The organism is Candidatus Sulfotelmatobacter sp. (assembly GCA_035498555.1).
In the GTDB taxonomy this organism is placed as follows: Bacteria; Eisenbacteria; RBG-16-71-46; order RBG-16-71-46; family RBG-16-71-46; genus DATKAB01.
The window spans coordinates 1-19,947 of the sequence record DATKAB010000167.1 but is presented as its reverse complement, the minus strand read 5'-3'; the positions used below and the strand labels follow the sequence as shown (position 1 = coordinate 19,947).

The following is a 19,947-nucleotide window of genomic DNA, read 5'->3' as shown; positions in this document are numbered from 1 at the left end:
GAGCCCATCGCGGCGCTCACGCTCACTCGCAGCGGCGGCATGGCCAACCACGACCTGGCGGGCAATGTCGGTAACAGCGTGCTCGAGCGCTTCCGCTGCACGCTCGACTACGCGCATCACGTTCTCTACCTCGAGCCCGGTAGTCGATTCGCCGAGCGCGAGCACGTGTCGCGCTTCGGCGCGATCATGGTGCGCAGCGGCGAGACCGTGTACGCCGGAGGGATCCTGCGCGGATCGGGCGCCTACGTCGCCGGGCTCAAGTGGTTCGATCAGATCGTCGCGGTGGACGGGAGGCCGCTCGAGAAATGGACGCGCGAGGAGATCGACCGCGTGCTGACCGACGGTCCGGCCGGCGCGGTGCACTCCATCACCTTCCGCGATCTGGTGGACGAGGAGCACACCGTCGACGTCACCCTGACCGATCCCTTGTAGCGCGCGGACTGTCACGCCATCCCTGCTCGAACCGCAGCGCCCTGGCGGTGGCTCGTGGCACTCCGCTCCATGGAGGCGGGCGCCTCACCACTTCACTCGCGCCTCCGGCTTCGAATCACGGAACGGTCGATCGAGCGCGGCGATGAACGCCGGGTCGCGACCGTAGGCGTCGGCGTAGAAGTACGGCTTTCCGTCGGACCGATCGGCCACCGCGGTCCAGTACGTGACCAGCACGGGGAGCCGGCGCGGCAGCGTGATGTTGCGGGTCTGGCCGGTCGCGATCGCGGCTTCGAGCTTCGCCCGCGACCATCTCGAGGAATCGCCGATCACCCGCGCGGTGAGATCCACGATCTTCTCCACGCGGATGCAGCCGGCACTGAAGGCGCGAGCATTCTCGGCGAACAACTCGCGATGGGGCGTATCGTGCAGGTAGACGAAGTGCGGATTCGGGAACATCAGCTTGATCCGGCCGAGCGCGTTGTCGGGTCCCGGCGGCTGGACGATCTGGTTCCCGACCCTCACGAATCCCTTTTTCTCGAGATAGTTCGGGTCTCGTTTCAATCCCGGAATCACGTCGCTCTTCATGATCCCCGGCGGAATCGTCCACGAGGGGTTGAGCACCACGTAGGTCATGTCGGCGCGAAAGATCGGCGTTTGCGTGTAGGGTTTCCCCACCACGACGCGCGAGCTGAGCTGCACGCGCCCCGCATCGACGTAGAGCGCCCGAAACGCCGGAATGTTGACCACCACCAGCCGTTCGGGCAGATCGTGCAGCAGCAGGCGGCCGCGCTCGAGCGAGATTCGCAGCTGCTGGACGCGCGCCGTGGCCGAGACGTTGAGCGCGCGGATCGTGGCCGCTCCTACGATCCCGTCCGGCGTGAGGCCGTGGCGTTCCTGGAAGCGCTCGACGCCGGCGACCAACAGAGTGTCGTAGGTCGCGACTCCGGTGCGCGGCGCGGTCGCGAGATCGCCTTCGATCGCGAGCCGCGTTTCCAGCGCATCGAGCCGCGGATCGGCCGCGCCGGGCCTGAGCGCCGGTCCGCCGGCGAGACTCTTCCATCCGCCGGCCGATTCGAGCGCGCGATAATGGGCGAGCGCGCGCCTGAGGCTCGCGTACAACCAGTGCGACGGCCGCAGCGAGTCGAGCCCGGCCGCGACCGCGTGCTTCTCGACCGCGCGCTCGAGCGCCTCGACTGGATCCTCGCGCAGCTCGGCCTCTTCGCTCGGCTTGAACTCCCAGTCGGGCTGAAGCGTGACGCGGTCCACCTTGCCGAAGCGCAGGTGATAGGCGAGCCGAATCACGCCATCGGTGGCCAGCAGATCGAGATCGGCATTCGCCTCGGGAGTCCCGGGGGCACGCGAAAGCGCTTCGATTTCCGCGACGTGGTAATCGGCCGGATCGAGTCCATCGGCCTCGCAGCCGCGGAGGGTCGCGAGCAGCTCCGCGCGTGATTTCGCGTCGGGCCACGCCGGCTGGAATCCGCGGCGCTCGTAGAAGTCGGGCAGCACCACTGTCGAGGCGATGGTCTCGCCGCCAATCGCGAGCGGCACGCCCTCGCGGATCTGGCCGACGCGGAGCTGCAGGAGTTCGACCGCGGTGCGCGCACCCTGAGCGTGAGCGGGCGTGATGAGTGAGGCGACGAGCGCAAGCGCGAACAGGAGCGCCGGCGCGAGAATTCGGCGACGGTGGGCGCGGCCATCGGGATGGTTCACGGTCGAGCATTCTCCGGCGCGGGAGCATACTCCACCGATCCCGGGTGGCGAATTCGAGACGCGGCGAGTGACGCTGCTGGCTGCGGGAAGCGTCCGGGCGTCGAAACGTGGCATGATTCGTCCCGTGCGTTCTCCGATTGCGTTCGCCGCGCGGCTGGTCGTGATCGCAACCGCGCTCCCGCTCCCCGCCGCCTCCGCGCCCATCGTCCACGCCGGTGTCACGATCCTGGCCGACAGTGTCGTCGCCCGCTTCGACCCGCTCCGGGCGTGGGGTGCCGCGCTCGACGGCAAGTCGTCCGGCAGGATCGAGCGGATCTACACGCGCGACAACATCGCGGCCATGAACTCGGTGGGGTTCGGGCCGGTCACGTTTCGGCTGCGCACCGAACTCGGCATCGAAGCCTGGCACTGGAATCCCGACGGGCGTTGGAGCGACCCCGCGCACCATCAGGGCTACTGGACGTCGAGCGACCGTCCGGGTGCCCCGATCGCCGTCTCCTACGGCTACCGCCTGCCGCGCCGCGGACGCACCGTGGACGACGCCGACAACCAGGGCTATTCGCGCATCGACGACGGCGACACCGCCAGCTACTGGAAGAGCAATCCCTACCTCGACGCGCGCTACACCGGCGAGCCCGAGGCGCGCCATCCGCAATGGCTGGTGGCGGACCTTGGCGCCGCCCATGCGGTCGATGCGATCCGGCTGCTGTGGGGCGACCCGTATCCGCGTCGCTTCACGATCGAGTACTGGATCGGCGAAACCAACGCGCGGATCGACTACGACCCGGACGGTGAGTGGAAGCAATTCCCGCACGGCGACGTCTCGGCGGGCGCGGGCGGCTCGGCGCTGCTTCGACTGTGCCCGCGGACTCTTCGCACCCGCTTCGTGCGCGTGACGATGTGGAACTCGTCGCACACCGCGCTCGCCGGCGGCTCCGATCCGCGCGACAGCCTGGGCTTTGCGCTGCGCGAGATCGCGATCGGTACGCTCGATCGCGCCGGCCAACTCCACGACGTGGTCCGCCACGCCGCCGACAACGCGCGCCAGAGCTGGATGCTGGTGTCATCCACCGATCCGTGGCATCGCGAATCCGACCGTGATCCCGACACCGAGCAGCCCGGGATCGATCGCATCTTCGCCAGCGGCCTCACCCACGACTTGCCGGCGTTGATGGCGGTTGGCGTGCTGTACGACACTCCCGACAACGCCGCGGCGCTGCTGCGCTACGTGCGTGCGCGCGGCTACGACGTGCCCCGCCTCGAGCTCGGCGAGGAACCGGACGGGCAGCGCGTGACGCCCGAGGATTACGCCGCGCTCTACCTCGAGGCGGCCGCGGCGCTGCGCGCGGTCGATCCGCGCGTGGTGCTCGGCGGCCCGAGCTGGCAGAGCGCCGCGAACGACGAGATGGTGGCGTGGCCGGACCTCGGGATCGAAGGCGGCCGCGAAACCTGGCTGGGGCGATTTGTCGGTGCGCTCGAGGCGCGCGGAGCGCTCCAGCAGCTCGGCTTCTTCAGCTTCGAGTGGTATCCGTTCGACGACCCGTGCCGCGACACCGCCCCACAGCTCGCGCGAGTCCCCTCGATTCTGGCCCGAGCGCTCGAGCGCCAGCATCGTGAGGGATTGCCCGATTCGATCCCGCGCATCATCACCGAGTACGGCTACTCGGCGTATTCGGGGCCGGCCGAGGTCGAGATCTCGGCCGCGCTCTTGAACGCCGAGGCCGCGGCGAGCTTTCTGCTCGCGGGCGGCAGCCAGACCTACGTGTTCGGGGTCGAGCCCGCTTCGCTCGAGAAGAGCCCGCGCTGCGGTCAGTGGGGAAACAACCTGCTGTGGCTGGCCGACGACCGGGGCCGCGCCGCGTATCGCATGCCCGCCTACTACGCGGCGCGCTTGCTCGCCGGCGCCTGGGCGGATTCCAGCGGGGGCATGCACGACCTGGTTCGCACGCGCATGACCGGGGAGCTTCCCGCGAATCGCTACGGGCCGTTGCTGAGCGCCTATGCGCTCCGGCGGCCCGACGGACGACTCGGGCTGCTCCTGATCAACCGCGACGAGACGAGGGTGTGGTCGGTGTCGCCGAGCGTGCTGCACGCGAGCGGCGCGGCGCGACCGCTCGCGGGATCGCTTGCCCTCTGGCAGTACTCGGCGGCGCAGTATCGCTGGCAGGACGCAGGCGCGCACGGCCGCCCGAGCCTGAGCCTGCCGCCCGAACAGCGCGTGATCGATCGCGGGGCGCGACCGGTCTCGCTTCCGCCCTATTCGATCACGGTGATGGTGGAGCGCTAGTCATGGAACGGATCGCCGCGATCGTGATCGGTGCCGGTCAGGCCGGGCTCGCGATGAGCCACGAGCTGACGATTCGCGGCGTCGAGCACGTGGTGCTCGAGTCGGGCCAAGTCGCCGAAACCTGGCGCACGCGGCGCTGGAAGACCTTCCGGCTGGTGAGCCCCAACTGGCTCAATCGGGTGCCGGGCTTCTGGTACGAGGGCCCCGATCCTCACGGCTTCTTCCTCACCCGCGAAATGATCGACTACCTCGAGCGCTACGCGGCATCGTTCCGGGCGCCGGTGCGATCGAGCGTCACGGTGACGGGCGTCACGCCCGCCGAACGCGGCTTCGTGGTGAAGACTTCGCGCGGTGATCTGACCGCCGACCACGTGGTGGTGGCGACCGGCGCGTTCGGTCGTGCGTTCGTGCCGGCCATGGCCGCGGCGCTTCCCGCCGGCATCCATTCGATCCACACCGACCGGTACTGGGCGACCGAGGATCTGCCGCCCGGAGGCGTGGTGGTGGTGGGCTCCGGGCAGTCGGGGCTGCAGATCGCCGACGAGCTGGCGCGCGCGGGGCGCGAGGTGCGGGTGGCGGTGGGCCGTCATGGTTGGGTGCCGCGACGTCTGTGGGGCCGCGATCAGAACCAGTGGCGGCTCGAGAACGGCGATTACGCCTCGGTGGTCGCCAATCCCGAGCAGCCCGCGGCCGACTATCCGTTCACGCCGCTCTCGCGATGGGGAATCGACGACTTCAATCTGCTCACCCTCTCGCGCAGCGGCGTGCACTTCACCGGACGGCTCGAGTCGATCGAGGAGCGGCGGCTTCGTTTTTCGCCGAACCTGCGGAGCCTGGTGCTCGCGGGAGACGACTTCGCGCGCAAGTTCATCTGGCGAATCTACGAGTTCGCGCGCGCGCGCGGCGAGCCGGTGTCCGAGCCAGCGCTCGAAAATGCCTGGGCGCCCGACACGCTGCCGGCCGAGGTCGAGTCGCTCGACCTCGCGGGCGAAAAGATCTCGACGGTGATCTGGGCGAGCGGCTACCGCCAGGACTTCTCGTGGATCCGGGTGCCGGGAGCGCTTTCGGTGGACGGCGCGCCGTTTCAACGGAAGGGTGTTTCGCCGGTCGCGGGGCTCTACTTCGTGGGAATCCATCGCGGCTGGCACGCGGGCGACGGCACCGTGCTCGGCTCGGCCTGGCTGCCCGAGCACCTCGGCGAGGTGATCGCAGGGCAGGGAGATCGGTAGGAGCGCCCCGCTTTCCCGCCCCAGCCGGGACGCTTTCGCAGCAGTCACGACGATGTCCTCGGTCCCATGACCAAGTTCCCTCAAACTGCGGTACATTGCCCGGCGATTACGACCCGCGGCCCGGCGACGCTCCGCACCTGCCACCGCGGCGGGCACACGCCGAAACCTTTTCCGTTGAGGGGGCTCGAGCATGGGTAGACTCTTCGTCTCGCGCAATCTGGCAGTGCTCGTGGCCGCGGGCGCGTTCTGGCTCGCGTCGCCGTCCGCCGCGCAGCCCGCCCGCCAGCCGGCGACCCCGTCGCCTTCTCCGGGCGTCGTCTCCAAGCCGTGGACCGGCGATTTCGACGGCATGTTCGAGCGCAGGTCCATTCGGATCCTGGTGCCCTACAGCCGGACCCTGTTCTACGGGGAAAAGGGCCGCGAGCACGGTCTCGCGGCGGACCTCGCGAAGGATTTCGAGACCTATCTCAATCAGAAGCACGCGAAGGAGCTGGGCGGACGCCGGCTCGCGGTCGCCATCATTCCCACGACGCGCGACAAACTGCTCAGCGAGCTGGTCGCCGGGAGGGGAGACATCGCGAGCGGCAACCTGACCGCCACGAAGAGTCGGATGGAGACCGCGGATTTCGTCGCGCCGACCGAGCGGGATCCCGCGCTCGAGCTGCTCATCAGCGGGCCGCGGGCTCCGGCGATTGCGACTCTTGATGATCTCTCGGGCAAGACGGTGAACGTGCGACAGGCCTCGAGCTATTTCGAGAGCCTGAACGCGCTCAACGACAAGCTTCGCGCCGCAGGCAAGCCCGCGGTGCAGATCGTGACCATGCCCGATGCGCTCGAGGACGAGGACGTGCTCGAGCTGCTGAACGCGGGCCTCTTCGACTTCACGGTGGTGGACTCGTGGAAAGCGAAGCTCTGGGCTCAGACCGCTCCCAACATCAAGGTGCACGATGACATCGTGCTGCGAAGTGGGGGAACGATCGGCTGGGCGATTCGCAAGCAAAGTCCGAAGCTTCGGGCCGAGATCGAAGGTTTCTACAAGACCGCGGCCCAGCAGGGGCTCATCGAGTCTCGCCTCGCCAACTATCAGGCGAGGCTGAAGGAGATCGCGACCACCTATATCGGTCCGGCGTCCAGGCGATTCGAGCAAACGCTCGCGCTGTTTCGAACCTATGGAAAGCAATACTCCTTCGATCCGCTGATGATGGCGATCGACGGTTATCAGGAATCCCAGGTCAAACAGGGTGCAGGCCAGCCGGCGGCTGCGCCACCCGTGTCCCCCAGCGCCGAGCAACTCGCGCAGGATGTCCAGGAGCGGACCAAGTCCATCAACGAGCTGATGAGCAAGAATTTCCCCGACGCCAAGTTCTCGGACATCGACCGCACGTTGTTCACGTTCGCCAGCTACAAGTCGGGCGCCGACAACATCACCCGCATGCGCAAGGAGGCGGAAAGGCGCGGGCTCGATCCGAACCTGTGGTTCAACAATGTCGAGCTGGTGACTGCCGAGACCTACGGGATGTTGAGCACGGCGTACGTTCGCGACATCCTCAAGTACGACGTCGCCTACAAGATCATCAACGGCTCGGAGGCGGCGCAAGCGAAGTAACCGTCGACGGCGTTCGGCTTCGCGCCCTCAGGCCTTCCGAGATTTCGAGCGCTTCGACGCCGTGCGGCCGGATCGGGGCATGCTTTGCTTCTCGAGATTGAGCGCCACGGCCGCGCGGATCAGATCTTTCAGCGCCGCCTCGTTGATCTTCTCTCCTTCGTGGATGTCGATCGCGCGCCGGACGTTTCCGTCGAGGCTCGAGTTGAAGAGCTTTGCCGGATCCCTGAGTGACGCGCCCTTGGCGAACGTCAGCTTGACCACGCTCTTGTAGGTCTCCCCCGTGCAGACGATGCCGTCGTGGGAGAACACTGGCGTACCCATCCACTTCCACTCCTCGACGATGTCGGGATCGGCCTTGTGAATCAGCTCCCGCACCTTGGCCAGCGTCTTCCCGCGCCAGTCGCCGAGCTCCCGGATCCGCTCGTCGATCAGCGCCGGCGCATTCTCGGCCGTGACCGGTTTTCTCATGTTCACCTCCCGCCGGGCGATTCGACGCCAAATTGTTTGCCGTACTCTCCGACCAGGCGCTGCCAGCCGCCGAATTGCATCGCGTCACCCGCGACGATTCGCCCGATCGGCTCGCCGGCGAGGTACTGGTCGAGCACGTCGAAGCAGATATGCCAGCCCGCCGCACCCCAGGCGATGAAGCGGCGATCGATGCTGTGCCAGAGCGTGAGCCGCGTGCCGTCGCCATGGGGCTCGAGCTCCCAGCGCAGGTCGCCGCACTCGAGCACCCGGGGCGCCTCGGCGCGTGTCACCTTCGTCTCGGGAACTGGCGGCGCCCCCGCCCAGGTCAGCTTTACCGGGCCAACGCTCGCCAGATTCCGATCGACATCGTACGGCGCCCATTCGCGGACTTGCGCGGGGTCGGTCAGCGCCTGCCAGACCCTGGCCGGCGGGTGAGGGAGGTCGCGGACCAGGACCAGCGTCCACTGGTCGCCTTCCCTCCGGACCTCGGCGCCGGCGGCGGGGCCCGGCACGTAGCTTTCGCGGGTGGTCATGGTTTCCTTCCTTTCGGGCGGGCGGGTCGTCTGTTGAGTCTGGGTGCGGGCCGGCGCCGCCCACGCTCGGCTCGTTCCATCCGATCGAGGTGGCGTTCGAGCGCATCCACGTGCGTGGCCCAGAAGCGGCGAAAGGGAGCCAGCCATGAATCCAGCTCCATGAGGCGCTCGGGCCGGAGTTGATAGACGCGATGCTGCGCTTCGACACGGGCTTCGACAAAGCCCGCCTCTCGCAGCACGCGCAGATGCTTCGAGACCGAGGGCTGCGGCATCCCGAGCTGGAACTCCAGCTCGCCCACCGATCGCTCGGAGGTGGCCAGCAGGTCGAGGATGGCGCGGCGGTTCGGCTCGGCGAGCACGGCGAAGGCGGATTCCATCCCTCTATATTCCCATTCAGGCATATGCCTGTCAAGGCACTTTGTGGGCGGCCACCGACGGGCAGGGCGGGCAGGGCGGCGAACGCTTCTAGGTCGCGGGCAGCTCGTAACTGAGAGCGAATGGGTATTCCGTCCCGTGCCCGAGAGCCGAAGTGCCGTCCCCGGTCAGGCCGCGCAGCTCCCCGGTCCCCGAGCCGGGGACGACGAAATAGGATTCCTTCGCCACCCCGCCCTCGAACCTGCCGGTGCGCTGGAGCACGAAGCTGCCGGTCTTGCCTGCAAGTCGCGCGACGATCTGCTCGAGCCCGACGACCGCGGCCGAGCCGTCGCTCGCGTACATCATCAGGTACTCGACGCGGCCTTCGCCCTCGAGGTCGCCGGTGAAGGTGCGGACCACACTGGCGCGCGTGAGCTTCGGAGTGTCCACGCCTTCGCGGTAGGGTTTCTCTTCCCAGCTCTTGATCGTGAAGTGTGCATGGGCGATGTGCTTCACCAGGCTACCTCCTTCCGACTGCATTCCACGGCACGTCTCGATATGAATCCGCCACCACCCAGCCTCCCGCCATGATCGCCACCGAAGTCGCGGCCTCCACCCAGTCGTAGGGATTCCGGGTGCCGGCGGCCAGGGTCGGGAGCCACACCAGTACATTGAACAGTCCGATCTGAAATGCCGAAAGCGAGGCGGCGAGCCGGGCGAGGACTCCGAGCACGATGCCGGCGCCGGCGGCGATGAACGTGCCGCCGAAGAACATGGCCCAGAACATGTGCGCCGGCAGCCAGCCCGGCACCATTCCGGCGGTACGCTGGATGAAGGTGAAGTGTGCGATGCCGAAGGGAATCAGGCAGAGCCCGTAGGTCACGCGCGCGCCGCGGATCGCGCGCTCGCCGATCGCGAACCCCAGATGCTTCCGGTCCCAATCGTCGGCGAACCACGCGTACAGCACCCAGGTTGCCGCCACCATCACCGCCGGCTCCGCGAGTCCGTACCAGGAGAGCAGCGCTGCCGGCGCGTGGAGGATCGGTGGCAGCCGGAACACGGCGCACCATGCCAGGAGCAGACCCAGCAGAGTTCGAGCGGCCGGTGCGGCGGTGCGCCTGAAGAGCAGGCCGGCGCCCGAGGAGAGCGAGATGAATCCGCAGAAATACCCGAGCCCGCTTCCCGCCTGGGCCCATTTCGGAATCGGCTGCCAGAGCGCGGTGAGCTGCCCGGTGATCAGGCCCTGGAGTCCGAGGGCGATCAACACCGCCGCGAAGGCCGCGTGTCCCCAGCTCGCGATGCGCATCAATTCACTCCCCCGACCAGGCTGCGCAACGGACGACGCTCCCGCACCGCGGTGACGACCTCCTCGATCGCGGCGCTGACGAACGCGGCCGAAGCCGAATCAGTGACGGCCGAGCCGTGGGTCGCGCCGGGTACGATCTCGTGGATGCTGTCGGTCGAAAGCCGGGCCGCCTGCTCCTGCATCGCGGACCAGCCGCTCCAGCGATGCGCACTCGTTTCGGCGGTGAGCACCGCGAGTGGCCGCGAGCCGAAGCCGTGCGTTTTCGCGGCCTCCGGATTGGTGAGCGGCCCCCAGGCTTCGAGCTCGCGAACGATTCCCATCCACTGTCGTGAGGAAGAGAGATAGGCACTCTGTTCAGCTCGCTCGGGCTCGGGCAGGCGACGGGCGTCGGTGCCGATCAGCGCGACGCCGAGCCGCATGAGACCGAGCCGCGCCGCCCATGGCGCCAGCGGAAGCAGATGGAGATAGGGCCGGACCGGGCGCGCGGCGCCGGTCGAGGAACTGGCGTAGGACGACTCGACCAGCACGGCGCCCGCCACCTCGCCGGGGTAGCGCTCGGTGAAGAGCCGCGCCAGCAGCCCGCCATAGGAATGCCCGACGAACACGAAGGGCGGCTGGAAACCGGCATGCTCGAGCGCGGTGTGAAGCTCGTCGACCAACCGATTGCCATCGCGTGGCATCGGGCCGGGATCGCTGGCGCCGAGGCCGGCGCGATCGTAAGAAACGACGCGAGCGAACTTCGCCACCGCGCGCTGCTCCCACCCCCAGCTCGAGGCGGTCGAACCGCCGATCCCGCATTCGAGGATCACGGTCGGGCCCCGATCCGGCCCGGAGACGATCATGCGCAGGCGGTGGCCGCCGGCATCCACCATCCGCCCGCGAACGGGCTCGCGGCGCTCGACCCCTTCGAGCACGTTCTGCCACAGGAGCAGTGCGAGCACGACGAGCAGGATTGCGATGCCGATCCGCGCCGCAACACGCCTCACGCCGGTCGCTCCGGCTCCGCCGCCCCGAAACTGAGCTGGGGCTCGTCGGTGTCGCCGGCGTCCTCGCTCCCGTCCCGCTCTTCCAGGTTGTGGACGCCCGCGCCGAGCAGCCGCACCGCTCGCCGCCCCGCCTCGGTCTTCTCGAGCAGCGCCACCGCGCGGCGGACGATCTGTTCCACATCGCGGGTCGCGCGATCGGAGTGGCTGCGCGTGATGGTGGAGAAGTCGTCGTAGCGCACCTTGATGGTGACGGTGCGCGCGGTCAGCCCCTTGCGCGCGAGCCACTGCGCGTTGTCGCGCGCCATCGCCGCGACTTCGTCGCGAATCCGATCGAGGTCGGTGAGGTCGTGGGCGTAGGTGCACTCGGACGAGCACGACTTCGATTTGCGGTTCGGCTCGACGGCGCGATCGTCCTCACCCGCCGCGAGCTTCCGCAGCCAGTCCGCCATGCTCCCGACCGCGGCCTCGAGCGCCTCGGGTGCGGCGGTGCGCACGTCCACCAGCCGCTCGACGCCGCGCTCGCGCAGCCGCTTGGCGGTCGCGGGCCCCACGCCCCACAGCGCGTCCACCGGAAGCTTCTGCAGGAACCACTCGACGCGCTCGGGCGCCACCACGGTGAGACCGTCGGGCTTGCGCCAGCTCGAGGCGATCTTGGCCAGGAATTTGTTGGGCGCGACGCCGGCCGAGGCGGTGAGGCTCGTGGTTCCACGGATCGCGGCCTTCAGCCGCTTGGCCACCTCGACGCCGAGCGTTTCGCCCCACGCGTTCTCGGTGACGTCGAGATAGGCCTCGTCGAGCGACAGCGGTTCGACCAGCCGCGTCACCTCGCGATAGAGCGCGAAGATCTGCGACGAGACCGCTCGATACTTCACGAAGTCCGGCGGCACGATCACCAGCCCCGGACAGAGCCGCAGGGCGCGGCTCATCGGCATCGCCGAGCGGACGCCGAAGGCGCGCGACTCGTAGCTTGCCGCCGCGACCACGCCGCGCGATTCGGGCCGCCCTCCCACCGCGACCGGTCTGCCGCGCAGCTCGGGCCGGTCGCGTTGCTCGACCGACGCGTAGAACGCGTCCATGTCGAGGTGCAGGATGCGGCGGGGCGTGGTCATGAGAGCGGGGTCGCCTTCGAGTCTAGCCGAAAGCGCGCCCCCGCTCCTCATGCCACCGGTCGCGTCTCCTAGAACGAGCGGCCGAGCACCAGCTTGAACAGCGCCGGCGCGACGAGCTGGTTGCCGTTCACGTGCTGATAGAGCGGCACGTTGAGCGTGAGCATCGCACGAAGCCCGGCCCACTCGGAGTCGACGCCGGGCGAAAGCAGCACCCGCTGATAGCCGCTGTCATCCGGATTCGATTCGGCACCGGCATCACGCGCGCGCACGCTGCCGATCACTCCAAGCATCGGCACCACGGCGACGCCACCCGGCCGGAACCTGGTGTACGACATGCCGGCCGTGGCGTTGCCCTCGGCGCCCGGCTGGTAGTCGCCCTGGTACGCGAAGGGCTGCTGATATTGCGCGTTCGCGTACCACGTCCAGATGCGTGAGGGCGTCAACGGCCCCACGTGATAGACCCCGAGCAGCAGGTCGGTGCTGCCACTGCCGATCTGGGTGTCGCGATCGAAGTTCGCGTACTGGTAGTCGCCGGTCGGGAGCTTGAGTCCCGCGCTCACGCCGGTCGACAGGTCGGGCGAGAAGCCGGTGTACGTGCCTCGCACGCGAACGTCGCCGATCGAGCCGTGGGTGAACGAGGCCAGCTCTCCACTCTCGTCGGTGGTGCGGAACAGCCGGTTCCAGTACGGCACGTCGATCGATGCTCCCCACGCCCGGGTGAACAGGTACTGGCCGCTCACCGTGACGAAGCTGGTGCGGATCTGCTGATCCTCGTTGTCCGAGGCGGGGGCGGACGACGAGCCGCTCCAGTTCTCATTCTGATCCATGAAATCGTACTCGAACGAGAACATGCCGCCGATGCGGGACGAAAGCAGCATCGGCGTGCCGACCTCGAACACGCCGCAGCCGCAGGCGCAGGCATGCGCGAGCTGGGGCGCCGCCGCGTTCGCGAACAGCGCCAGAGCCAGGGCCATGCCGGCCGGACGATGAAGCCAGAACCATGGATTGGAATTCATTCGCTATCCCTCGAGCCTGGGCCAACGGCACGGCGACGCGTGGCCAGGCAAAGTTGGTGGTCCCTCGCCATCCCACCGCTTCGAAGCGGGGAACTACGAAAACGAGAACGGGGTCTGGGTGGCGGCCGGGCGAGGCGGCGGCTCGAGGGATCTCGATGGCGCGGGGCTGGGTCGGGGTGCGCCTGCCGCGACCAGTGGAGTGAAATCCGCGGCCGGGACCATCGCGACCGTGGCGGCCGGGACGAAAGTGCGGACCGAAACCGGGCTCATCGGCGCCGGGCCAGCCTGCGGGCAGCCGAAGCAGTCGGTGCCGATGCCAACGGCCGGCGGCGAGCCGCCCGCGTGCCGGTGATGAACAGGGCACTGGCGACATTCGCACGCGTTCCTGCAGCAGCATGCCATCCGCGCCGGCGCTCCGTGGGCTCGGACGAACGTCGCGACGGGAACGGCATCGCATGTCGCGGCCAGCGTCATGAGCACGATCACCAGGCGCATCATGTTCGAAGTAAATCAAGCGCCGGGTGGGAAGGCAAGTGCCAGCGCAGCACCCGCAGCGCTCGTAGCGTGTTCCATCGGCGAGCTGTTCGCCGAGGAGCCGGTCAACAGGCTGCCGACATCTCCGCGGTGGCGCCGGTCAGGTCGCGCATCACCTGCCAGCGAATCGACGGATCGGAGTCGAGCAGCCAGTCGACGGCGGTCATGACGAACTGACGGGGAGCGCGATCGTTCGCGGGCAGCGGTCGCCGACGTTCACTACCTCAGCGCGTACTTCTGAATCCGGCAGCAGAAGTTCCAGTGCGCGACGTAGACGTTGCTGGTGGCGTCGACCGCGACCCCGCCGGCGGCGCAGGCGCTGCCCGAATCGAGCCTGAAGCCCCACTGGGTGAGGTAGACGCCCATGCGCGTGAACTTCTGGATGCGCCAATTCTGGGTGTCGGTCACGAAGATGTTTCCGGCGGGGTCGAAGGCGATGCCGTCCGGCACGAGGAATTGGCCGTCGCCGCTACCGAGCGCCCCCCACTGCGTCAGGTAGGCGCCGTTGTTGTCGAACTTCTGAACGGTCGGGTTGCCGCCCCCGCCGTTGTCGCTGTTGACCACGTACACGTTGCCGCTGTCGTCCACCGCGACGCCGCGCGGAAACTCGGGTCCGCCGTTCGAAGGCGACGTCCACTGGGTCAGGTAGGTGCCGTCGCTGGTGAATCGCTCGATCCGGTGATTGTTGGGATCGGCGACGAACACGTTTCCGTTGGCATCCACCGCGATGCCCCACGGCCACTCGAACTGGCCGTTGCCCGTGCCTTCCGAACCCCACTGCGTGATGTAGGTCCCGTCGCTCGCGAATTTTTCGATGCGGTGGTTGTTGGTGTCGGCCACGTAGACGTTGCCGGTGGCGTCCACCGCGACATGCCCGGGGGAATTGAACTTCCCGTTCACGCTCCCGCTGTCGCCCCACTGATAGAGAAAGGTGCTGTCGGTCGAGAACACCTGGATTCGATGGTTGCCCTGATCGGCCACGAACAGCTTGCCGGTACGGTCGACGGCGACGTCGCGGGGCGTATTGAACTGACCGTTCCCCTTGCCGGCCACCCCCCACTGAGTCACCAACGTGTAGGCCGTGGGCGTGGGCTGAGTCGTGGAACTCTTCGAGCACGCGCCGAGCAGGAGGAACAGCAGGCCGCCGGAGAGAATCAGACCACTTCTTGCACTGGGCATGGCAGACTCCGAAGAACGATGGGGCACCGGATTCTACCTACAGCAGCATCCCGCCGGCGAGCAGGTAGCCTTCGAACCTGCCGATCGGTTTCGCGGCCATCCAGGCGCCGAAGAACTCGCTCTTGAGCCCGGCTCGAAAGAACGTGTCGAGCGCGCCGGAGTTCACCCCCGGCACGACGATGAACATGTCCTTGACCTTCATGGCGCGCGCGCGTTCCTTGAGCGCCCAGGCGAGTCCGGCCGAGTACCGCGCATCCTTCACTCCCGCCGGGCCCACGCGTCCCTTCTGGTTGAGAATCGCGTAGCCGAGAATCGCGCGACCGGCCCGAGCGGCGAAGAATCGCGCCCCGGGCAGGCTCATGAGGTAGCGGATGTCGGCGTCCCGGCGCGCCGCGCGGAAATTCCGGTCGAAGCGTGCGGCGATCGCGAGCATGCGCGGCGTGAGCTTTTCGGTCGCGCCGATCTGCTCCAGCTCTACCGCGCGTCCGGGGCGCGGAGAAGGCTTCGGCACTCCCTTCAGCAGATAGAACATTCCGCGCGGGAGCATCCCGAACTTGAGGTAGAGCATCTGCGCGCGCGTATCGAGCGACGCGTACACGCAGCGCACCGCCGCCCGGGGAGGGCGCGGCTCCTCGAACGCGCGCGCCAGCACGCGGCGCCCGACTCCCCGTCCCTGGAGTCCGGGCAGCGCCCAGAACATGGAGAGGAAGTGGGTGTTGCCGCGCAGGATGGTGGACGCGAAGGCGACCACTCGCCCGCGCTGAACCGCGACCTGAAATCCTTTCGGGTCGGTGCTGCGGACGTGGGCGAGCGGCGCCACCAGATCGCGGGGTTTGGTCGGCGGCGCCTTCACCCCCTGCCGCCGCGCGAGATCTCGGGACGAACGCACGAAGACGCGCGCGCAACCCAGCAGGTCGGCCGGCCGGGCCTGCCGGTAGGCTACGGAGCCGGCCATCTTTTTCCGCGATTGCAGCCGCGAAGCTCGGGGGCGAGAAGCCATCGAACCCGCACGCTAACCGAAAATCACGCAGGAATCATCCGCGTGAAGATCTCTTGAGCGGGCTTGCGCGACTCGGACGCGCGACCGGGCGATGGGGGTCCGCTCGATTCGCGAACCCCACCGCCCCGGCGAAAGCTCGCGCTAGAACTGCAGCTCGTAGTTCAGCCGCAGTCCGAACCCGGGTTGCGGCAGGAAATCCTTGATGACCGAAAGGTGATCCCGGTAGACGGTGTCGAGCAGGTTGTCGACGCCGGTAGGTCGCGCGCCAGGCCGCGCAACGGCGGCGTGAACGGGAGCGGCACGTCGTTCTTGGTGTCTTGCGCTTCCACGTAGTTGCCACTCGCCCGGAGGACGACGTCTTGCGCGACTTGATAGGCCGCGCCGAATCGGCCCGGGCTCAGCGCAACGCGATCCACTGCCCCGGCCTCACCTGGTGGTCGCCGGGCAGAACGAGGCGGGGTTCGTCTTCGCCGGTTAGGGCTTCGCCGCGTGCCGCGGTAACCGCGAGTGAGCCGCAGATCGCCATGACTCGAGCCCTAGGCGGAAGAAGGCGCGCAGCGACCGGGTGCGCAACTGGAACCATCGCATCTCGACACCGCAGCAGCTTGTGAGCCGGGTTTCATGGGAGGGCACGTCGCCCCGACCGGACGCGACCCGGGTTAGCTCCCCGAGGCGATCGCCACGTTGAATCGGATGTTCCCCATCGCCTCCGGGCCCTTCCCGATCCGCTTGAGGAACGGCAACCAGCGGGCATCGGAATGGAGCGGATCGAACAGGTTTTCGACCAGGATCAGACTCAGGCTGGGATCGTGCGCGGCCGCCGCCCTGTCGAGCCACTCGAAGGCGTGGTCAGGATCCCCACGCACCGCGTAGTTGTAGGCAACGTCATACGGTGCCTCCTTCCCGAAGTGGGCGATCAACGAAGCCAGCGCGGTGTCCGCATCGGCCGAACGGCCCAGCGCGTGAAAGGCCATGGGCAGGCCGATCGCGCGAAATCCCGGGTAGGACTCCTGCTGGATCTCGGCCAGCGCCTCGGCCGGCTTGCCCTGGTGGATCAGGGCTTCGCCGAGCACCAGGTGGGCGCCGGCATAGCCTGGGCTCAGACCGAGCACCGTCCGCATGGACGCCGCCGCCAGATCGGGCCGACCGGCCCAATTCTGCGCGCTGCCGAGGTTGAACAGCCAGACCGTGTTCACGGGATCACGGTTGACGGTGCGCTGATCGAGCGCCAGGGCCTCGTCGATCCGGCCGAGCGACTTGAGCACCGCCGAGCTGTTGCCGAGCACGATCGGATCCGAGGAATCAAGCGCGAGCGCGCGTTCGAAGTGCTGCGCGGCGGCGGGGATGTCGCCCGAGAACATCGAGATCATCCCGAGGCTGGCATGCGCACGAGCGAACTCCGGGTCGATCGCGACCGCCCGAGTCGCCGCCTCGTGGGCGCTGGCAAATCCCTTGTCGGTGGGCCGCAGCCCGATGATGGATTCGTTGAGGCGATTGTTGGCCAGGAAGGTCCACGCTGGCGCGTACTGCGGGTCGATCTCGAGCACCCGGGCGAGCAGCGAATCGGCCCGTGCGTAGGCCTCCGCGCTCCGCTTGCGCGACAGCTGCGCCGCCTGGAGGTAGAGCGGGTAGGCCTCGGGCCTCGTCTCACGCTGTTTGGGAGCGGCGCCGAGCAACTGGACCTTGAGCTGCTGAACGACGTCGCCGGCGATCTCGTCCTGGATCATGAATACGTCTCTGAGCGTGCGGTCGTAGCTCTGCGACCAGAGATGGGTGTCGGTCGATGCGTCGATCAGCTCGGCGGTGATCCGCACCCGATCCCCCGCCCTTCGCACCGATCCTTCGAGGACGTGCCGCACGTGGAGCTGCCGCGCGATCTCCGGGATCGCGACTTCCTTGCCCTTGAACGAGAAGGACGAAGTGCGCGCGGTCACCTGGAGCGAAGGAATTCTCGCCAGCAGATTGAGGAGCTCCTCCGAGATCCCGTCCGAGAAGTAGTCCTCGTTCCTGTCCGGCGACAGGTTCAGGAATGGAAGCACCGCGATCGAATGCTCCGGCGCCGGGGCGGTGGCCGCGGACTCGCTTCGGTCCCGCGCCGCGGGTGCTCCGCGACGGGAGGCGAAATAGCCGACCGCCGCGACCGCCAGGATCAGCGCGACTCCCAGACCGATCCAGACCCGAGGCCTGGCCCGGGTCGAGCCGGCGTCCACACCGGCGGTTTCAGCTTGCGAGCCGGCGGCCGCGCGCGAGGGCGGAGAGAGCCCCGCCCCTTCGAGCTCGAGACCCTTGCGCAACAGGCGCAGCTCGTTCGAGACCTCCAAAGCGGTTTGGATACGATCGCGGGGAGCCTTCTCGAGGCAACGGTTCACGATCCTCTCGAGCTCGACCGGGAGCCGCCCCCGCACGCTCCGAAGCGGTGTCGGCGGATCGCGCAGAATCGCGGAGCTGATGTCGGCGTTGGAGGCGCCGGTGAATGGCCGCGTTCCCGCGGCCAGCTCGTAGAGCACGATCCCGAGCGCGAAGAGGTCGGTGCGCCCGTCCACGGCCTCGCCGCGGATCTGTTCGGGTGCCATGTACGGAACCGTGCCCATCACCTGCCCCGCGGCCGAAAGCGGAGCGGCGATCGTCGCTGCCTGGGTCAGGGCCGGATCCGAATCGGGCTCGGCCAGTTTGGCGAGCCCGAAGTCGAGCACCTTCACGCGCTCGTCGCGGGTCAGCATCACGTTCGCAGGTTTGAGATCGCGGTGGACGACGCCTTTCTCGTGGGCCGCGGCCAGCGCGTCGGCCAGGCCGATTCCGATCTCAATGACGCGAGGGACTGGAAGCCCGCCGGCGACCACGACGTGATCCAGGCTCTGGCCCTCGACCCGCTCCATCGTGATGAATCGCGTGCCGCCCTCGTCCTCGACCGAGAACAGCGTCACGATGTTGGGATGGTTGAGGGCGGCGACCGTGCGCGCCTCGCGCTCGAATCGCGCCAGCCGGGCGGCGTCGCCACTCACCGCGGAGGGCAGCACCTTGAGCGCGACCTCGCGACCCAGGCGCAGGTCTCGAGCACGATAGACCTCGCCCATCCCTCCCGCGCCGAGCGGGCCGAGGATTTCGTATGCGCCGAGACGGGTGCCGGGCGGCAGAGGCATCGCGGGAATCTACATCAGATCGCGTCAGTTGCCCCTGACTCCAGAGCGTTGATGGCGCGGAGTCCGTTGCGCCGGCCGGACCCGCCGGCCGATCACTGCGCGGCCGGGTGCTTCTCCAGGATCGCGTCGACCTGACTCATCGAGAACTGATTGAGTCCGATGATGTGCGCCGCGGAGCGCAGCATCGGCGGAACGATCGCAAGCGCCTCCTGCTTGTTGGCGACGTCGACGATCAACCACGAGCGATGATCACCGTCCATGCAGCCCCAGTCGGCGTTGGTGAGAAGATGCGATCCCGAGGCCAGGAATAGCTTGACGACGCGGGCGCAGGCCAGCTGGTCGGCCTCGTGAGGCACTTCGATCAGAAATCTCGGCATGTTTGCCTCCGTGGGATGAGCGGCTATGGTCCACGTTCGGAAGGGTGCCGGACGACTCGGGGTGAAGTCAACGCACGGGGGAATCGAATTGAAGACGCGAGTCGTGGTGCTGGGGGCGGGATTCGGTGGCCTGGAGCTGACGACCCTCCTTTCCGAGGCGCTCGGCGAATCGGTGGACATCGTGCTCATCGACAAGGCCGAGACTTTCGTCTTCGGTTTCTCCAAGCTCGACGTGATGTTCGGACGACGGCCGCCCGCCGCCGTTCATCACCGCTACCGCGACATCGCGAAGCCGGGCGTGCGTTTCGTGCAGACCCTGGTGCGGTCGATCGACCCGGTCGCGAAGCGAACCGTGACCGATGAGGGAACCTTCGACGCCGACGTGCTGATCGTGGCGCTGGGCGCCGACTACGACGTCGCCGCCACGCCCGGACTGCCGGAAGTCGGAACCGAGTTCTACTCGGTGCCGGGAGCGATTGCGATGCGCGACGTACTGCCACGCTTCGAGAAGGGGCCGGCAATCGTCGGCATCACCGGCAAGACCTTCAAGTGTCCGCCCGCACCGAGCGAAGCGGCGCTGCTGCTGCACGACTATCTCGAGGCCCGCGGCCTGCGCAGGGCCGCCGAGATCCTGCTGGTGATGCCGTTCGGCACGCCGATCCCGCCCTCCCCCGACAC

Annotated in this window: 18 protein-coding genes; 5 read left to right on the top strand and 13 right to left on the bottom strand. The window is 68.1% G+C overall.

What is annotated here, in order from left to right; translation table 11 throughout:
• Positions 1–432 (top strand): hypothetical protein (locus VMJ70_13555; GenBank protein HTO92150.1); only part of this gene is annotated, 432 nt, incomplete at its 5' end.
• An 84-nt stretch (positions 433–516) separates the two neighbouring features.
• Here VMJ70_13555 and VMJ70_13550 read toward each other — a convergent pair.
• Positions 517–2,145, bottom strand: a complete 1,629-nt coding sequence (locus tag VMJ70_13550) for a L,D-transpeptidase family protein (GenBank protein ID HTO92149.1) — start codon at positions 2,143–2,145, stop codon at positions 517–519.
• 124 nt (positions 2,146–2,269) lie between these two features.
• Between VMJ70_13550 and VMJ70_13545 the strand changes: the two genes are divergently transcribed.
• The 3 genes from VMJ70_13545 (at position 2,270) to VMJ70_13535 (ending at position 7,267) form a co-directional block, all read left to right on the top strand.
• Positions 2,270–4,432, top strand: a complete 2,163-nt coding sequence (locus tag VMJ70_13545; protein HTO92148.1) for a discoidin domain-containing protein — start codon at positions 2,270–2,272, stop codon at positions 4,430–4,432.
• A gap of 2 nt (positions 4,433–4,434) precedes the next feature.
• Positions 4,435–5,661, top strand: coding sequence for an NAD(P)-binding domain-containing protein (locus tag VMJ70_13540; GenBank protein ID HTO92147.1), 1,227 nt, complete (start codon positions 4,435–4,437; stop codon positions 5,659–5,661).
• Between the two features lie 190 nt (positions 5,662–5,851).
• Positions 5,852–7,267, top strand: a complete 1,416-nt coding sequence (locus tag VMJ70_13535; GenBank protein HTO92146.1) for a lytic transglycosylase F — start codon at positions 5,852–5,854, stop codon at positions 7,265–7,267.
• A gap of 27 nt (positions 7,268–7,294) precedes the next feature.
• Here VMJ70_13535 and VMJ70_13530 read toward each other — a convergent pair whose 3' ends face one another.
• The 12 genes from VMJ70_13530 to VMJ70_13475 form a co-directional block, all read right to left on the bottom strand.
• Positions 7,295–7,735, bottom strand: coding sequence for a DUF1801 domain-containing protein (locus VMJ70_13530; protein HTO92145.1), 441 nt, complete (start codon positions 7,733–7,735; stop codon positions 7,295–7,297).
• 2 nt (positions 7,736–7,737) lie between these two features.
• On the bottom strand, positions 7,738–8,268 hold the full coding sequence (locus tag VMJ70_13525; protein HTO92144.1) for an SRPBCC family protein: 531 nt from the start codon (positions 8,266–8,268) through the stop codon (positions 7,738–7,740).
• Positions 8,265–8,645: a metalloregulator ArsR/SmtB family transcription factor gene (locus VMJ70_13520; protein HTO92143.1), complete on the bottom strand. Its 381-nt coding sequence runs from the start codon at positions 8,643–8,645 to the stop codon at positions 8,265–8,267. Before VMJ70_13520 ends, VMJ70_13525 begins: the two co-directional genes overlap by 4 nt.
• Positions 8,646–8,733: 88 nt before the next feature.
• Positions 8,734–9,138 (bottom strand): DUF3224 domain-containing protein, encoded by a 405-nt coding sequence (locus tag VMJ70_13515; GenBank protein HTO92142.1) that lies wholly within the window; start codon positions 9,136–9,138, stop codon positions 8,734–8,736.
• Positions 9,139–9,142: 4 nt separating this feature from the next.
• On the bottom strand, positions 9,143–9,928 hold the full coding sequence (locus VMJ70_13510; protein ID HTO92141.1) for a hypothetical protein: 786 nt from the start codon (positions 9,926–9,928) through the stop codon (positions 9,143–9,145).
• Positions 9,928–10,914, bottom strand: coding sequence for an alpha/beta hydrolase (locus tag VMJ70_13505; protein HTO92140.1), 987 nt, complete (start codon positions 10,912–10,914; stop codon positions 9,928–9,930). The genes VMJ70_13510 and VMJ70_13505 overlap by 1 nt, the downstream gene beginning before the upstream one ends.
• Positions 10,911–12,023 carry a DNA polymerase IV gene (dinB, locus tag VMJ70_13500; GenBank protein ID HTO92139.1) on the bottom strand — a complete coding sequence of 371 codons (1,113 nt, stop codon included), beginning with the start codon at positions 12,021–12,023 and terminating at the stop codon, positions 10,911–10,913. Before dinB ends, VMJ70_13505 begins: the two co-directional genes overlap by 4 nt.
• A gap of 68 nt (positions 12,024–12,091) precedes the next feature.
• Positions 12,092–13,039 (bottom strand): hypothetical protein, encoded by a 948-nt coding sequence (locus VMJ70_13495; GenBank protein ID HTO92138.1) that lies wholly within the window; start codon positions 13,037–13,039, stop codon positions 12,092–12,094.
• 753 nt (positions 13,040–13,792) lie between these two features.
• Positions 13,793–14,752: an SMP-30/gluconolactonase/LRE family protein gene (locus tag VMJ70_13490; GenBank protein ID HTO92137.1), complete on the bottom strand. Its 960-nt coding sequence runs from the start codon at positions 14,750–14,752 to the stop codon at positions 13,793–13,795.
• 37 nt (positions 14,753–14,789) lie between these two features.
• Positions 14,790–15,707: a GNAT family N-acetyltransferase gene (locus VMJ70_13485; protein HTO92136.1), complete on the bottom strand. Its 918-nt coding sequence runs from the start codon at positions 15,705–15,707 to the stop codon at positions 14,790–14,792.
• A 704-nt stretch (positions 15,708–16,411) separates the two neighbouring features.
• Complete coding sequence (locus tag VMJ70_13480) at positions 16,412–18,892, bottom strand: protein kinase (GenBank protein HTO92135.1); 2,481 nt, start codon at positions 18,890–18,892, stop codon at positions 16,412–16,414.
• A 92-nt stretch (positions 18,893–18,984) separates the two neighbouring features.
• Positions 18,985–19,269, bottom strand: a complete 285-nt coding sequence (locus VMJ70_13475) for a hypothetical protein (GenBank protein HTO92134.1) — start codon at positions 19,267–19,269, stop codon at positions 18,985–18,987.
• Between the two features lie 88 nt (positions 19,270–19,357).
• Here VMJ70_13475 and VMJ70_13470 point away from each other — a divergent pair.
• A partial coding sequence (locus VMJ70_13470; GenBank protein ID HTO92133.1) for an FAD-dependent oxidoreductase occupies positions 19,358–19,947 on the top strand: 590 nt, incomplete at its 3' end.

What these genes read in the sequence shown, in the direction of transcription:
- VMJ70_13495 (HTO92138.1), bottom strand. Translation starts at nt 13,039, where the DNA reads ATGAATTCCAATCCATGGTTCTGGCTTCATCGTCCGGCCGGCATGGCC.
- VMJ70_13490 (HTO92137.1), bottom strand. Translation starts at nt 14,752, where the DNA reads ATGCCCAGTGCAAGAAGTGGTCTGATTCTCTCCGGCGGCCTGCTGTTC.
- VMJ70_13530 (HTO92145.1), bottom strand. Translation starts at nt 7,735, where the DNA reads ATGAGAAAACCGGTCACGGCCGAGAATGCGCCGGCGCTGATCGACGAG.
- VMJ70_13480 (HTO92135.1), bottom strand. Translation starts at nt 18,892, where the DNA reads ATGCCTCTGCCGCCCGGCACCCGTCTCGGCGCATACGAAATCCTCGGC.
- VMJ70_13475 (HTO92134.1), bottom strand. Translation starts at nt 19,269, where the DNA reads ATGCCGAGATTTCTGATCGAAGTGCCTCACGAGGCCGACCAGCTGGCC.
- VMJ70_13485 (HTO92136.1), bottom strand. Translation starts at nt 15,707, where the DNA reads ATGGCCGGCTCCGTAGCCTACCGGCAGGCCCGGCCGGCCGACCTGCTG.
- VMJ70_13520 (HTO92143.1), bottom strand. Translation starts at nt 8,645, where the DNA reads ATGGAATCCGCCTTCGCCGTGCTCGCCGAGCCGAACCGCCGCGCCATC.
- VMJ70_13540 (HTO92147.1), top strand. Translation starts at nt 4,435, where the DNA reads ATGGAACGGATCGCCGCGATCGTGATCGGTGCCGGTCAGGCCGGGCTC.
- dinB (HTO92139.1), bottom strand. Translation starts at nt 12,023, where the DNA reads ATGACCACGCCCCGCCGCATCCTGCACCTCGACATGGACGCGTTCTAC.
- VMJ70_13510 (HTO92141.1), bottom strand. Translation starts at nt 9,928, where the DNA reads ATGCGCATCGCGAGCTGGGGACACGCGGCCTTCGCGGCGGTGTTGATC.
- VMJ70_13525 (HTO92144.1), bottom strand. Translation starts at nt 8,268, where the DNA reads ATGACCACCCGCGAAAGCTACGTGCCGGGCCCCGCCGCCGGCGCCGAG.
- VMJ70_13535 (HTO92146.1), top strand. Translation starts at nt 5,852, where the DNA reads ATGGGTAGACTCTTCGTCTCGCGCAATCTGGCAGTGCTCGTGGCCGCG.